Annotated in this window: 12 protein-coding genes; 3 read left to right on the forward strand and 9 right to left on the reverse strand. The window is 43.5% G+C overall.

Features of this window, described 5'->3' with window-relative positions:
• Window positions 1-75: 75 nt before the first annotated feature.
• A complete protein-coding gene (gene glpK / locus LC20001_RS01960; protein ID WP_010011498.1) occupies window positions 76-1587 on the reverse strand; it encodes a glycerol kinase GlpK in 1512 nt (503 codons plus the stop codon).
• Window positions 1588-1862: 275 nt separating this feature from the next.
• Here glpK and LC20001_RS01965 point away from each other — a divergent pair, with 275 nt between their 5' ends.
• The gene (locus LC20001_RS01965; protein ID WP_164512712.1) at window positions 1863-2891 is read left to right on the forward strand and encodes an IS30 family transposase; all 1029 of its coding nucleotides are present in this window, start codon (window positions 1863-1865) and stop codon (window positions 2889-2891) included.
• Between the two features lie 181 nt (window positions 2892-3072).
• Here the strand turns inward: LC20001_RS01965 and LC20001_RS01970 are convergent, their stop codons facing one another.
• Both LC20001_RS01970 and LC20001_RS01975 read right to left on the reverse strand, forming a co-directional pair.
• A complete protein-coding gene (locus LC20001_RS01970; protein ID WP_099267097.1) occupies window positions 3073-4146 on the reverse strand; it encodes an IS30 family transposase in 1074 nt (357 codons plus the stop codon).
• 340 nt (window positions 4147-4486) lie between these two features.
• Window positions 4487-5797: an IS1380 family transposase gene (locus tag LC20001_RS01975; RefSeq protein ID WP_099267098.1), complete on the reverse strand. Its 1311-nt coding sequence runs from the start codon at window positions 5795-5797 to the stop codon at window positions 4487-4489.
• Between the two features lie 360 nt (window positions 5798-6157).
• Between LC20001_RS01975 and LC20001_RS01980 the strand changes: the two genes are divergently transcribed.
• Together LC20001_RS01980 and galE are read left to right on the forward strand one after the other, a co-directional pair.
• Window positions 6158-6913 carry a DeoR/GlpR family DNA-binding transcription regulator gene (locus LC20001_RS01980; protein ID WP_003678595.1) on the forward strand — a complete coding sequence of 252 codons (756 nt, stop codon included), beginning with the start codon at window positions 6158-6160 and terminating at the stop codon, window positions 6911-6913.
• A 129-nt stretch (window positions 6914-7042) separates the two neighbouring features.
• Entirely contained in the window at window positions 7043-8035 is a 993-nt protein-coding gene (galE, locus tag LC20001_RS01985; RefSeq protein WP_003678594.1) for a UDP-glucose 4-epimerase GalE, read from the forward strand.
• Window positions 8036-8080: 45 nt separating this feature from the next.
• On the opposite strand, the gene LC20001_RS01990 is transcribed toward galE, so the two are convergent.
• The 6 genes from LC20001_RS01990 to LC20001_RS02015 form a co-directional block, all read right to left on the reverse strand.
• Window positions 8081-8881 carry a fumarylacetoacetate hydrolase family protein gene (locus tag LC20001_RS01990; RefSeq protein ID WP_010011499.1) on the reverse strand — a complete coding sequence of 267 codons (801 nt, stop codon included), beginning with the start codon at window positions 8879-8881 and terminating at the stop codon, window positions 8081-8083.
• A gap of 90 nt (window positions 8882-8971) precedes the next feature.
• Window positions 8972-10033 carry a hypothetical protein gene (locus tag LC20001_RS01995; protein ID WP_003678592.1) on the reverse strand — a complete coding sequence of 354 codons (1062 nt, stop codon included), beginning with the start codon at window positions 10031-10033 and terminating at the stop codon, window positions 8972-8974.
• Complete coding sequence (locus LC20001_RS02000) at window positions 10026-10901, reverse strand: hypothetical protein (RefSeq protein WP_010011500.1); 876 nt, start codon at window positions 10899-10901, stop codon at window positions 10026-10028. Before LC20001_RS02000 ends, LC20001_RS01995 begins: the two co-directional genes overlap by 8 nt.
• A 173-nt stretch (window positions 10902-11074) precedes the next feature.
• Window positions 11075-12091 (reverse strand): hypothetical protein, encoded by a 1017-nt coding sequence (locus LC20001_RS02005; protein ID WP_010011501.1) that lies wholly within the window; start codon window positions 12089-12091, stop codon window positions 11075-11077.
• Window positions 12092-12260: 169 nt separating this feature from the next.
• The gene (locus LC20001_RS02010; protein WP_010011502.1) at window positions 12261-13121 is read right to left on the reverse strand and encodes an aldo/keto reductase; all 861 of its coding nucleotides are present in this window, start codon (window positions 13119-13121) and stop codon (window positions 12261-12263) included.
• A 215-nt stretch (window positions 13122-13336) separates the two neighbouring features.
• A complete protein-coding gene (locus LC20001_RS02015; RefSeq protein ID WP_003678588.1) occupies window positions 13337-14689 on the reverse strand; it encodes an FAD-dependent oxidoreductase in 1353 nt (450 codons plus the stop codon).
• Window positions 14690-15153 lie beyond the last annotated feature (464 nt).

Genomic DNA, 15153 nt, shown 5'->3' on the forward strand with positions numbered 1-15153 from the left:
AGGTTGTGGCATAAATATGATTTATGAAACAGCCTCTAGTCATGTGACGGTAGCATTAAAATGAGTGTCTTTGCCTTATTTTAGTGATTTATGCTTGAAGGTCTGCGTTGCAGCAACCGCTTCTTGCCAACCACTGTACAGATTGTCCCGTTGTGCTGCTTCCATTTGTGGTTGGAAAGTTTCGCCAGCAGCGTATTCAGCTTTAATAGCATCAAGATCTTTCCAGTAACCAACGGCTAAGCCGGCAAGGAAAGCTGCCCCTAACGCAGTCGTTTCTAGGTCGTGGGCCCGCTGAATTGGGATATTTAAAATGTCCGCTTGGAATTGCATCAGCATGTCATTTTTAGCCGCACCACCATCGACTTTTAATAGTGGAATATCGATACCAGAATCGAGTTTCATCGTGTCGACGACATCTCGTGTTTGATAAGCCACTGCTTGCAGTGTTGCCTTAACGAAATCTTCCCGAGTCGTTCCCCGAGTTAAGCCAAAGACGGAACCACGTGCATCTGAATCCCAATATGGAGCGCCTAATCCAGTGAAGGCTGGAACAACGTAAACTTCATTATCGTCGGTTGAAGCCCGTGCAAGTTTTTCCGATTCTGGTGCAGTGCTGATCAAGCGCATACCATCGCGTAGCCACTGAATTGCCGAGCCAGCTACAAAAATACTCCCTTCGAGGGCATAATAGACTTTGCCGTTGATCCCATAACCAATGGTTGTCAGTAAGTTGTGGGTTGACATTTGCGGCTTTTCGCCGGTATTCATTACGATAAATGACCCAGTCCCATAAGTGTTTTTGACCATTCCCGGTTCAAAAGCCATTTGTCCAAAGAGGGCAGCTTGTTGGTCACCAGCCATCCCGGAAATCGGCACTTCGCTACCATAGAAATGATAATCCTTGGTTTTACCATAAACTTCTGAATTTGGCCGTACATCAGGTAGCATGGCCTTAGGGATGTTCAAAATTTTAAGAATCTCATCATCCCAAGTCAGATCATGGATGTTAAATAACATGGTCCGGCTAGCGTTGGAATAGTCAGTGACGTGAACATCGCCGCCAGTAAGTTTCCAAACGATCCAAGTATCGATAGTGCCGAATAGTAATTCACCTTTTTCAGCACGTTCCTGTGCACCTTTGACGTGATCTAAAATCCAGCGGATCTTGGTAGCTGAGAAGTAGGCATCGATCAATAAACCAGTTTTATCATGAATTAATTCTGAATAGCCGTCTTCCTCAAGTTGGGTGGCAATATCTGCGGTTTGCCGCGATTGCCAGACAATAGCGTTATAAATTGGTAAGCCAGTTTTTTTGTCCCAAACGATCGTTGTTTCCCGTTGATTCGTGATCCCGATCCCGGCAATTTGGGTTGGTTTGACGCTAGATTCGATAAAGGCATTAGCAATAGTTGATAGTACTGCATTCCAAATTTCGTTGGCATTATGTTCGACCCAACCCGGTTGAGGAAAATATTGGGGGAATTCACGCTGCGAATCGGCCACCTTACTACCTTGATGATCAAAAATGATCGTTCGTGTACTAGTGGTACCCTCATCAATTGCTAAAATATATTTTTCTTCTGCCAAAATGATCTCCTCCTTAAATTACTACAGTTAGCGACAAGCTTATATGACTCAGTAACTTTCTTTATTATAAAGGATAAGAGAAATGATAGAAAGCGTTATCATTTCGATGCTCACAGAATACCGCGTTTTTGATAATTTGTTAACTTTTTTGACTCGCGCGTTTTATAATCAAGTTAGCCAATTAGATCCAGCTAATTGAAAAAATAAAAAACACCAAGACAAATCTCTGTTATCATTGATGTTCCAACACAAAAATGAAAGAGGTTATTGTCTTGATGCAAGAACAGAATACCACAGTCCGAGAAAAAGGTCACCACCTAACTTCATTTGAGCGCGGCAGAATCGCCACGCTACACAGCCAAGGATACTCTAACCGCGCAATTGCTAGAGTTATCGGCGTTTGTCATCAAACAATCAGTAATGAACTACGCCGTGGTGAGATCGACCAAGTTAAAAAAGTGAACGGTCAACGGCAATATCACCGCGAGTACTCGCCAGAAGCGGCACAGGCCAAATACGAAGCTAACCGAATGTCCTGTCATCGACCTTTGAAACTCGCTGGTGTCGCTGACTTTATCCACTACTTTACGGCCCATTTGCACCAAGACGGTTGGTCGCCTGATGCCGCGGTGGGCCGTGCTAAACTTGAAGGCTTATATCAACCTGAGGAGATGGTTTCGACCAAGACGTTATACCACTATATCGATGCGCAACTACTTGAAGTCCGTAATCTTGATCTGCTCGAAAAAAACCGGCGCCGCACCAAACACCACCATTCACCCAAGCATAAGCGTCTGGCCGGACGAAGTATCGAAGAGCGACCTAAAAGTATTGATCAGCGCCAAGAGTTCGGTCACTTTGAGTTGGATACCGTAGTCGGTAAACGTAATGGCCAAGAAAGTGTCATTCTAACGCTGATCGAGCGCCAATCTCGCTGTCAGATCCTGCGTTTGATTGATGGCCGTGACGCCGATTCAGTCAACTACGAACTGGCTAAGATCTGCCAAGAATACGGGCACATCATGAAGTCCGTTACCGCTGACAACGGGGCAGAATTCGCAGCGGCGGGGACGGTGCTTGACGGGGTTGCCGACCTTTATTATGCCCACCCTTACCGCTCTTCAGAACGAGGCACAAATGAGGCGCATAATCGAATGATCCGTCGTGATGTGCCTAAGGGCCTGTCCATGGATACTTTAGGCCCTAGTGATATCCAAGCAGTGGAAGCCAAGCTAAACAACTTACCACGCCGGCAGTCAGGTTACCAAACCCCAAAAGAGCTTTTCTCCGCTGCCGCTGGCTAAAGATTGAATCTTTAAAATATGAATATCAATGAAAATACTGTCTTGCCGGGATTTATTGCGTGGCTAATTTGTTCTTGCAATTTGGGAACTTTTTTGACTTCGCAAATTGCAATAGTAAATTAGCCAGTACCGATAAAGCACACAGACGAAAGGGCTCATGGGAGTTCCAGGTGGATCAGGATTAGGCGGCGCGGCCTTTGCGCGCACGTGCTAATTCCTTTCGAAATACTTCAGCTGGTGTACAGAACTTAAGTAAGCGGCGCGGGAGATGGTTGAGCCGAGATTCAGCTTGACGGACCAGACTGGGTGTAGCTAGATCGAGTGATTGCCCCTTAGGAAAGTAACGTCTGAGTATACGATTGTGGACCTCATTAGTGGCGCGTTCGGCCGAGCTATAAGGGTGGGCATAATAAGTCTCGGCAACACCCTCAAGCGCAGCCGTTAGCGTGGTGAACTCTGTTCCGTTATCCGCCGTAACTGTCCGCATAACGTCACCGAATTCAGCCGTAATATTTTGCATGGCATAAGCCACAGATTCAGCGTCTTTACCCTCGATCAAGCGGACAATCTCATAGCGCGTTTTACGTTCGGTAAACGTTAATAGGACACTCTCGCTACCAGCACGTTTGCCAATGACAGTATCGATCTCAAAATGACCAAACTCGTGGCGCGTTTCTACTCGCTTTGGCCGTTCTTCAATACTACGACCGAGTAGGCGCTGATGTTGGTGCGAGTGGTGTTGGGTCGTCCGGCGTTTTGTTTTTTCCAGCAGATCAAGGTTACGGATCTCCAACAGTTGTGCATCGATATAGTTGTACAAAGTCTTCGTACAGACCATTTTGGCCGGCTTAAATAACCGGTGCTTACGGGCATAACCAACAGCAGCGTCCGGCGACCAGCCCTCATGGCAGAACTTATCATCAAAGTAGGCTAAGAAGGCCGTCACTTGGCTAAATTTTAATGGACGTCCACAGTTTTGCCGCTTTATTTCATAGCGATTCTGAGCGGCTTCAGGGCTGTAAATTTCAAAGTAGTGTTTCTGATTATTAACGCGTTTAACTTGCGTGACTCGACCACGCTTGAGCTCATTATTGACGGTCTGGTGGCAGACGCCTAATCGAATCGCTATTTGCCGTGCTGAGTATCCTTCAATGTGCCAAGCGGCGATTTGACCGCGTTCGATTTCCGATAAATGGTGACCTTTTGGGCGTGGTGTGATAGACTGTTCTTGCATCAAGACGAAAACTTCTTTCATTGTTTGTTGTAGGAACTTCAATGATACCTGAATTTTTCGTCTTGGTGTCTTTTTTTTACCATTTTGGCTGGGTGGCTAACTTAATTATAAAACGCGCGAACTTTTTTGACTTGGAAAAGTTAATAAAATTTATATTTACCCGAATTATTCATACGAGGTTTAATATCGGCATACCGCACAATTTTGGACCAATTCTCGTGCTGCTATGGTGTAGTCAAACCAAGATGTACTGTTTTTGCTAAAGGCTACCAAATTATGGGGCTGGATAAATTTTTGATCCTCAATTTTGAGCATACTTGCCCCTTGGCCGAACCGACTTTTTTTGATTTATTGCACCAGTTTAGCCCCACTGTAGCGCTTGGATTCGAGCTAACAGTTGATAAAACAAATCCTGATAGACGTGGTGGCGGCTTAATTTTAGATAAAGTTGCCGGCCGCTGGTCACCAGCTTACCCGCTACTTTAAACAGCCATAAGCGCAAGGTTGTAACCTGTAATCGCTGATGTTGTGCAGGCAACAATTGGCGCATCAAGCTGACTAAATTATAAGCGAGGACACTGAGCATCATGCGGGCATAATTTGGTATAAATTGCGAGCTAGTCATTTTATCCAGGTAAAAGCCAGCCTTGGCTTCCTTGATATAGTTTTCCATTTGACCCCGTTGGTGATAGTCGTGAAACGCATCTTCGGCGACAAAACTCGTTAAATTGGACACGAGGTATTCATGTTGAAATAACAATTCACCAGCTGGTCGAGTTGATTTAATATAGATCTGGCGCGGCTTAGGCCATGATCGGGCTTGATAAGACGCGCGATAATAATGGACCTCGGTCTCAGTCCAATTCTGCTCATCACTGATCTGAACAAAACGTTCAGCCAGTTGGTTCAGCCGCCGATTGGCTTTCAGGCGGATCAAGTAAAAAGTGTCGTTGGCTTCACAAGTTTCGTATAATTCTGGAGTCGCAAAGCCACTATCCCCGCGGACCAAGATATCAGCGTTCGGTTTGACTTGATGATAGTGCTGTAGTAGTGGTGTGATAAAGGGGGCAATATCCGTACTGGTATAAACATTACCTGGGCGCAATTGAGCCTTTAAACAGTGGCCCGTTTGCCCGTCAAAAGCGACCAGCGGATGGTAACCCGTGGTACCGTAATGCGCGTTAAAGGCGGCTTTTTCCTGATGACCATGAGTATCGGCATGGGTCGAGTCAATATCGAGAATTAGCTGTTGTTGCTTGGCGCCAGTCCACGCTTGGTCAAGCAATGCTTGATTCAACGTTTGTAATGAGGTGATGGTCTGCTCGTCACAGCGTTGCCAAAAACGGGATAACGACGGTTGTGAGGCCAATTGCGGTTGTGCCAATAGTAATTTAAATGTGGGGTCATTGCGCAAACTGGTGGCAGCTAGATCGGCCGGGTAACCGGCGATCAACTGCAGCACGACCTGTTCTAGTAGACTAACGTTGCTGTAACGAGCGTAATGGCGCTGGTCATCAAAATGGATTAATTGATACGCTAAGGTCGTGAAATTGAGTTGCGCCATTAATTCTTTGACCAACACTAGCCCAGCATCAGTGGAAAGTTCACCACCAGTGTGCGAAATATGTAATTTAGGATTGAAATTAACTCGTTTTTCCGGTAAAGTTGCCATGAGAAGGACCTCTTTCTTTTGGTGGATAGCTGACTTGTGGTGAATCAACTATACCAAATCGGAGGTTCTTTTTCTGCACTAAAAAGGTGAAAAATAAAAAACACAGTACCGCCCATGATACCGGGGTGACACTGTACTTGGAGAACTTATGGTGAATAATTCAGGTATTTAATTTATACTGATGCTATTGCGGCTGATTTATGCTTAAAAATATAAGTAATTATTTTTGGATAAGGGAATAATCAGGTATCTGATGAAATAGGTTTATCTTGCACTAAATAGAAATGCTAAGTTAAACTTAGAGTAATGAACAACGTTTACTTATATATCATATTTGTGCGATAAAGCGGGGGTGAATTTATGTTAATTAGTCAGCGGCAGGAAAAGATTTTGGCGGTAGTTAACTCACAGCGTTTCACAACAATCGCCGAGCTAGCTGCGGTGTTATCAGTATCGGATATGACGGTGCGGCGTGATTTAGATCAGTTGGCCAGCGCGGGGAAAATTTCTAAGGTTCGTGGCGGTGTACAAAGTGTACAAGCGCTAGCGTTCAATGATTTATCAGTGGCACAAAAACAAGATCTGAATTTGCCACAAAAACGGCAAATTGCTAAGGCGGCCGCACGCTACGTTTTATCTGGTGAAACAATTTATCTGGGCAGTGGCACGACGATCGCGTTGCTAAGTGATTATTTTGAGCAAGATTATTTACGGGTTATTACCAATAGTTTGACGGTTTTTAACTTACTATTAAAACGCCATCCGCGCTATGACGTTACGTTGATCGGTGGCAATTTGCGGCAACGTTCTGGTGTGTTTATTGGCGGTATTACCGAAGATACATTGCAACGGTTAAACTTCGATCGGGCGTTGGTCAGTGCTGACGGCATCGCCGATGGACAGTTAATGGATATCGTAACTGAAGAAGGGCGCAGTCAAGGCATTGCGATGGCACAAGCGCAAGAACGAATTGTTTTAGCCGATCGAAGTAAACTGGAGCATCGCGCCTTTTATCCTTTCGCCCGTTTACACGATGCGCGTTATTTGATTACCAATGAATTATCCGCTAAACAACGGGCTAAATATCAAGATGATACTGAGGTTGTCACGATTTAATTTTTGCTGCGCCAACTTGTGCTACAATAGGTTCGATAATGCTTTTGATGTGTGATTCAGTTTTAAAAATAAATCTTAGCTGAAGGCATGTAAGCTAGACATTTCTATGTGAGATAGAGGAGGACAAGTATGGCAATTTTAGTAGCAGGCGGTGCTGGGTACATTGGCTCGCATATGGTTGATCGGTTGATCGAAAAGGGGCAGGATGTGGTCGTTGTTGATAATTTATCAACGGGTCACAAAGCAGCCATTCATGAAAAGGCGCGCTTTTATCAAGGTGATACCCGCGATAAGGCTTTTTTGACTAGCGTTTTTGAAAAGGAAAAAATTGATGGTGTGATTCATATGGATGCTTTCTCATTGGTTGGTGAATCGATGACTGATCCTTTGAAATATTTTGACAATAATATTTACGGGATGATCGTTTTGCTGGAAGTGATGAAGGAACAAGGCGTTAAGTACATGGTCTTCTCTTCAACTGCGGCAACTTATGGCGAACCGGAAAATGAATTGATTGCTGAAAGCGATAAGCAAGAACCAATCAATCCTTATGGTGAAAGTAAGTTAGCCATGGAGCGGATGATCCGGTGGGCTGATGAAGCCTATGGCATCAAGTTTGTCGCTTTACGTTACTTTAATGCAGCAGGCGCTAAGGCTGATGGTAGTATCGGTGAAGATCATCATCCGGAAACACACTTGATTCCGATTATTTTACAAGTTGCGGCGGGGCAACGGGACGAATTGCAGATCTTTGGCGATGATTATAAGACGCCAGATGGCACTAACGTACGCGATTACGTTCACGTCTTAGATTTGGCCGATGCGCATATGTTAGCATTAGAATACTTACAAGCCGGCAACCCGAGCCAAGCGTTCAACCTTGGTTCTTCTACTGGTTTCTCCAACAAACAAATGCTAGAAGCCGCACGTAAAGTAACTGGCAAGGCGATTCCAGCTAAAATTGCGCCACGCCGCGGCGGTGATCCTGATTCATTAGTTGCGGACAGTCAAAAAGCCCGTAAAGTGTTAGGCTGGCAGCCACAGTACGATGACGTTGAAGATATTATTCGCACCGCTTGGGCATGGAAACAAAGTCACCCCCAAGGTTACGGTGATAAATAAACTAATAAAAAATGGTCCGCGATTTTAACATCGTAGACCATTTTTTTATTTCATCGTTAAGTTTAATTGGCCCAAGCCAGTAATTTCACCGGTCACTTGATCGCCGGCCTTTAAGAAAATTTGTGGTTCATGACCAACGCCAGTTCCGCTTGGCGTACCAGTGAAAATTAAATTACCTGGCTGTAGTTCGACAATGCCGGAAAGATAGCTGATCAACTGTGGTACGGTAAAAATCAGTTGGCTCAGAGGTGCTTGCTGCATGATTTCACCGTTAACTTTGGTCGTGATCACCGCTTGATCTAGGGAGGCAATTTCATCTGGTGTCGTTAACCAAGGCCCGATTGGGGCAAAGTTGGCAAAAGATTTACCTAAAGAAAATTGCGGCGGTGTGTTAGCAAATTGGACTGTCCGTTCAGATAAATCTTCACCGACCATATAACCAGCAATATGGTCAGTTGCTTGATCGATAGAGATATCGCGGCCAGCTTTACCGATCACAACGACTAATTCAGTTTCCCAATCTGTTTGTGCACCAGGAATTGTGACGGTTGTTTGCGGTGCTGCTAACGCACTACTGAATTTTGTGAAAATACTCGGCACTTTCGGTAACTCTAAGTGAATCTCTTTGGAATGGTCGAGGAAATTCATGCCGATTGCAAAGATTTGATTAGTGTTTTGAATCGGCGCCGCCAATTGTGTTGTTGTAAATGATTGTGTCGGTCCCAGTTGCCAGTGGTCCTGGGTTGCTTTTAAAGCCGCTAGAATCGATGGTTGATTGGTGATCGCGCGTCCAGTAGTGGGACTATCGATCAGAAAAGGGTGCTGATCTAACATTGCAAGTTTCATTAGAACATCTCCATTTCACAATAATTATAATGAATTTAGTAACAAAAAAGCCCTAAAGCTTAGGGCTTCATTTGCTGAGATAGGCTCATCTTAAACGTTGACTGCTGTTTTCAATGTTTCCTCTAACCATTTACCAAAGAATGGGTAAGTTTTAGATAATTCATAAATTTGGGTGTCAGCATCAGGATAGTGTAGCGTTAAGGTTTCATCTTGTGAATCGACCGTGATGCCTAATTCTTGTTCGTTAGGCAACTCTAATTGGAAACTACCGACTTGTGCACCAGTCCGCATCAAAATATTGTTGCCAGATGCGATCACAAATAAGTTATCTAGGCAAGGTAACGTATCAATCGCAACTGCTTCAACTGTCAACGTCAGGGTTTGGTTCGTCAATTCTGGTAGATGCTGTGCTTCCCAGCTGAAAGTACCACCAGCAGAAACGTGGGGCTTACCAATAGTAGTTACATCATTGCCAGTTTCATCGACCACGTTGAAGCTCCGAACATCGTAATGACCAATCTCAACATTGATCTTAACCGGTGTGGCTACATTATTGCTAACCTTAAGTGTGGCCGTGAAAATTTTCGCATCAGGGAACTTCACACCAAAATGTAAGTTATTAACTGGCTGCAAAACGGTCTCTTTTGGCGACAAGAAATGTAAGTCAGCAACGTATAATAACTTGATCATTTGCAGTAAGGCGGGGAACATTTTCTCGTTGATCATGTAACCTTGTGCTTCATTATTAATATCGGCTAAAACAGGCAACTCATGCGCGGTCAAATGCGCCTGCATATGCAAAGCTTGATCGATTGAAAAAAGTAAGTGATTATCGCCGGATTCGTCAGCGTAGTTCACATTGACTGCTGTTCCGTGTTCTTGCTGTACGACTTGTAACCATAAATGATCTAATAGGGCTGAGTCACCGATCAGTTCATCATCGTTAAAAGCTTCCCATAATTTATCCATGAACAGGCGGGTGTAGCTAGCACCAAATTCAAAAAGGGCATCATCATTATGGACCCAGTGGGCTTTATCCGTATATAATTGGCGCTTTTGTTGGTACAGGCGGGCGAGATCAGTTCGGACTTGCTCAATATCAGCAGGAGCTTCGATGACATCGCGTAATTGTGGTTGTTTGAAATTAAGCATTGTCGTCGTCACTCTCCTTTTGAGCTGCTAATTGTGGATCGGCTGCTAGGCTAGCCATATAGCTATCAGCAATATGCTGTAGTGAATTTTCGAATTGTTGCAATGAACTATATTGGCTGATGATTGCTTGATATTCATAGTTAGTAACTGCCGCTTCGACTTGGATCTGGCGCTTTTCTTCGTCGTAACGCGCTTGTGCTTCTGCCCGAGCTGCCTTGAGCTGTGATTGTAAGCTAGCAACTTCACTGGAGTCAGTTTGACTGCTTTGTGGGGCCGCTTCGTCTTCGGGTTGATCGATGAAATTCTTCATCAAGCCTTTGAAACCACCACCACTACGTTCACGACTGCTGCGGGTCAGCGCATCAGGTTCTGCAGCAACTGCTGCTTGTGCTTGTTCCAAACGACTTTGTAAGTGATCAGCTTCACTATAAGCTTCATCATGTAAGTTAGCTAAGCGTTTTTTTAAGTAATTTTCTGGATCAGCTGCATAAGTTTCTAGATCAGGTAAGATTTGGCGCTCAGCATCGGAATATTGCATGATCTGCCGCGTCCAAACATCGAGCACGCCAAACTGCCGCCGGTGATACCAATCACCGAACATGACAATACCGTCAGCACTGACTTCGAAAAATGGGATATACGTTTGTAACCATTCAACGAGCCCCTTTTGGAGATAAGCACGCAATTCAGATTGCGCTTGCTTATCGTATGCCAAAATGTAACCTGGAACTTCGGAGAGGTCAAGCCTTAGTGCATCGGCGGTTGCATCAATTCCACGGTAGAGATCAAGATCAGAGTGGTCTTGCCAAGCCGCCGCAAAATTAGTAAAAAACCGTTTTTGATAGTCCAAAGATTTTTCAATATCCACGGAAAAATTCCCCCCAGCGATTTATTTTTGCTCTTGTTACTATTCTACAGCTTTTAGCGCTATCTTGGAAAGCTTTATATCCTTAAGAAAAGTGTAACAAATTAATTTAAGGAAATTAATTGGACAGTACAAAAAAATCCCGCGAACGAGTCGCGAGATTTTCGTGGTTAAATTTATTTGTTGATGGCATCAACGATTGATTGAACGTAACCGTTGGTATCTTCAAGTGTTGCACCAGAAACAACATCAGTCATCTTGGAATGTGCATTTAAGTCATTCTTCAATTGATCAGCAGTTTTACCAGAAGCGTACTTCGTGATGGCATTAACTGAAGTCATCCGATCTTGTTTAGCTTTACCAATCTTCTTCATCAAAGCACTATAGGCTTTATCATTAACTTGTTTTGAAATTAACACTTTGCCTTTAGGATAAGCTTTGCCGAAGTCAGAATTGCTGTTTGGTACACCTTTGAAGCCTTTTTTAGCAACGAATTGGAATTCATCAATGTTGGCAGCAGCAACTTTATCACCGCTCATTGCAACAGTAGTTACAGCAAATGAATCAGTTCCATGAGGTGCTGCTTCAACTTGTTTCAAAGTGATGTTGTCGTCAGTGACATCGATCCCTTTGGTTGCATAACCTTTAGTTGCAGTTTGTGCGATTGATTTAACGTAGCCGTTAGTATCAGCTAAAGTTGCACCAGAAATAACTTTCTTTTGCATCTTCTTGTTTTTAGCTAAGGCTGTGTTCAGTTGTGCTGCAGTTTTACCGACGGTGTATTTTTCAATAGCGTCTAATGATTGTAACCGACCTTGGGTTGATTTAGCTTCTTTCTTCATCAAACCACTATAAGCTTCATCATTAGTTGCTTTAGAAATCAGCATTTGCTTGTTTTTAACACCTTTAGCAAAGCCTTTAGTACTGTTAGGTACTGGGGTCATGCCTTTAGTACCCTTTTTAACAAATTGAAATTCATCAATATAAGCAGCGACGATCTTGTCACCTTTCATCGCAACAGTTGTTACGGCGAAAGCTTGCTTACCATGAGGTGCAGTATCCAATTGTTTCAAGACTACCTGATTATCATCGGTGGCAGCTTTAGCAGCACCGACAGTAGAAAACGTTGCAACTGAGCCGCCCATTAAGACTGCAGCCGCTAACGTTACAATTTTACGACCTAATTTGTTCATCACATCCAGCTCCTTTAGTATGTAAAATTAGAAACGCTTGCTGATAACGTTTCCTGAATGTACGTCATTATTGTAGCACGTTGCATGTGATTTGTATAACTATTTTGTAAGTACCAAATTGGATTGTTGGCACGATAATAAAAAATCGCCGGTTAAGGCGATTTTAAAGTTACCAAGTAATTGTATCGGGATTAGTAGCAACACCAGCAACCCCATGTAGTTGGTCGATTGCAGTCATATCAGCAGCGTTTAATTCGAAGTCAAATAACTGGGTATTTTCTTGAATACGTTCGGCATGAACTGACTTTGGTAATGGTAAAAAGCCATGTTGTAATGACCAACGTAAAACGACTTGAGCAACGGTCTTGTGATATTTTTCTGCAATAGTTTTTAGTTCAGGTACACTGAAAATCTTACCGGTACCTAAGGGACTATAAGCTTCGGATAAAATATTGTGATCGTTGTTATAGGCTACAACTTCCGATTGTAAATCGCTTGGATTTAAGAAGATCTGATTGACTTGCGGGGTGACCGTTGCGGTTTTAAGTAATTCCTCTAAATGTTTAGGCCGAAAATTAGAAACGCCAATCGCTCGTAATTTGCCAGCGGCTTGAGCTTCTTCCATTGCCCGCCACGAACCAGCATTAGCTTCGATCCATTCATCACGGAAGGCGATTGGATTAGGCCAGTGAATCAAATACAGGTCTAAGTAGTCTAAGCCAAGATTATTTAATGAAGTATCAATTGCTTTCTGTGTATTCTTGTAGCCATGATCTTCACCAGTCAATTTGGATGTGACCCATAATTCATCGCGCTTAACGCCACTTTCGCGAATGCCGGCACCCACACTGGTTTCGTTACCGTAGGCAAAGGCGGTATCGATGTGGCGATAACCTGCCGCAATTGCTGCCTTAACGGATTCTTTGGCGACATCACCATCTGGCGTTTGCCAAGTTCCAAAACCAACGATTGGAATTTTTGTACCATTATTTAAAGTAAATGTATCGGTTAATTTAGTTAATTGAACCAAAATAATCCCTCCATTTCTATTTATACTATAGCAATAATTAACAAAAATGCAGTAACTTTTGTTGTAAAAATAAAATAGGTGCAGCGGATTAATGTTCGACAGGGTGGTTTTAATACTATGCAGATAACAAAAAGATTGCGGTAAAGAAAAATCCTCTACCACAATCTTTTAATACGTCAGCTTATTTGCACAAGACAAATACCGAATAGACTTGATTACTTTTGGCGTTGCGCTTTTTGAGCCGCAACATTGATGATATTCCATGGACGATCGAAGCCAGGCTGGAAGAAGAAATCAGCGTAGGCAAGGTCATTGATCGTCATTTTACCTTGAATGGCTAAAGAAATAGCGTTGATATTAGCTGTAACATCTGCTTTCGACATGATTTGTGCACCCAGGACACGGCCATTTTCTGGTGCGTAAGTTAATTTGAATAAAACTTCTGTGTTACCAGCAGTTTCGGGCACAAATGGTGGCCGATAAGTATCGGTTACAAAGACGGATTTTGTTTCGAGACCGTAATTGTGGGCAGTTCCTTCTTTGATCCCCGTTGACGCAAACTTATAGTCAAAGACGGATAATGCAGAGGAGCCAGAAACAGCGGGTACCGGATATTTTGCGTCGACTAAGTTTTTGGCAGCGTAGCGACCTTGCCGCCGCGCATTAGTTGCTAGAGCAATGCGTGCGGATCCATCAGTTGGCGCAAAACGAACTAAGGTCGCATCACCAACAGCAAAAATGTCAGGTTGGCTCGTACGTAAATACTGATCAATCTTGATCAGCCCTTTTTCGTCAAGTTCAAGGGTATCCTTGAGCCAAGCGGTGTTAGGTTTGATACCAGCAGCTTCAATAACTAAATCAGCTGGATAAGTTGCTTGATCCGTGATGACTTGTGTCACCTGACCATTTTCACCAGCAAAGCGCTGTACCGCTTGGCCTGCTGCTGGATAAATATTATGGGTCGCCATTTCTTTCGTCAAAATGTCCGTAAATTCAGCATCTAAGTATAAACTGAGTAAACGTGGTAACAAATCAATGATCGTGACGTGCTTGCCAGCTTTAGCAAAAACTTCAGCAGCTTCGACGCCAATATAGCCAGAACCGATCACAACAACGTTTTTCACAGTTGGATCAACCGTTTTGGCTTTGAGCTTGATGGCCCAATCGCGCCCACGCATAGCATAGATATTAGCTAGATCTTTACCTGGAACGGGAATTTCTGCTGGTACTGCACCAGCGCTAAGAATTAATTTATCGTATTTCTCGTCACGTTCTGTACCATTGTTATGATTTTGAACATGAACGGTGTGTGCTTGAGGATCGATCGCAGTGATCTCTTCACGCGTATAAACGGCTACACCTTGTGCCCGCATCTTTTCAGGTGTCGCGTAGCGAACGGAATTAACGTCCTTAACAACACCTTCCAAATAAAGCTGCATACCACAAGAAAGGAAAGATAGAAAATCACCTTTTTCGTACCATTGGATCTCGGCTGTTGGGTCATTTGCTAGAACTTCACGTACCGCCTCATAGCCACCATGTGATGAACCGACGACGATTACTTTCATAAAATAAATCAGCCTCCTACGAAATTTTATGTAGTGAAATAAATTCGACTACGCTTTCATTATAAAACATATCGGGCTAAATTAAAACCACTTCTAGATAATAATGATTATAAATTTTACACAATGAAAACTATGTCTACAGTGAGATGACCTAACATAGTGGATAGCCCAATTTTCATAGGAAATAAGTGGTGCCACCATTCAGGTTGAACACACCGCTAATAATGGTCCAAAGATGTCTGCATTTTGATCTTGTTGGGATGGGACTGGTAGAATACTATTGACGATAGTTGGGAAGCGTGATAGGATTACAATTAATTTATATCAAGTGAACAAAGCAGGACAAGAAGTAGTTGATTTATCTGGGTGTCAGGAAGTCGGTGGTTGCTGCGAACCGATCAGGGTAAATTGACCAAATACCGTTCTGGGTTCAAACGGCATCAAGCGTCGATACGCGCTTGTAG

The organism is Loigolactobacillus coryniformis subsp. coryniformis KCTC 3167 = DSM 20001 (genome assembly GCF_002706425.1).
Classification (GTDB): Bacteria; Bacillota; Bacilli; order Lactobacillales; family Lactobacillaceae; genus Loigolactobacillus; species Loigolactobacillus coryniformis.

Bases quoted from the DNA above. Each gene is read 5' to 3' on its own strand.
- LC20001_RS01965 (WP_164512712.1), top strand. From the start codon at position 1,863: ATGCAAGAACAGAATACCACAGTCCGAGAAAAAGGTCACCACCTAACT.
- LC20001_RS01970 (WP_099267097.1), bottom strand. From the start codon at position 4,146: ATGAAAGAAGTTTTCGTCTTGATGCAAGAACAGTCTATCACACCACGC.
- LC20001_RS01975 (WP_099267098.1), bottom strand. From the start codon at position 5,797: ATGGCAACTTTACCGGAAAAACGAGTTAATTTCAATCCTAAATTACAT.
- LC20001_RS01980 (WP_003678595.1), top strand. From the start codon at position 6,158: ATGTTAATTAGTCAGCGGCAGGAAAAGATTTTGGCGGTAGTTAACTCA.
- galE (WP_003678594.1), top strand. From the start codon at position 7,043: ATGGCAATTTTAGTAGCAGGCGGTGCTGGGTACATTGGCTCGCATATG.
- LC20001_RS01990 (WP_010011499.1), bottom strand. From the start codon at position 8,881: ATGAAACTTGCAATGTTAGATCAGCACCCTTTTCTGATCGATAGTCCC.
- LC20001_RS01995 (WP_003678592.1), bottom strand. From the start codon at position 10,033: ATGCTTAATTTCAAACAACCACAATTACGCGATGTCATCGAAGCTCCT.
- LC20001_RS02005 (WP_010011501.1), bottom strand. From the start codon at position 12,091: ATGAACAAATTAGGTCGTAAAATTGTAACGTTAGCGGCTGCAGTCTTA.
- LC20001_RS02015 (WP_003678588.1), bottom strand. From the start codon at position 14,689: ATGAAAGTAATCGTCGTCGGTTCATCACATGGTGGCTATGAGGCGGTA.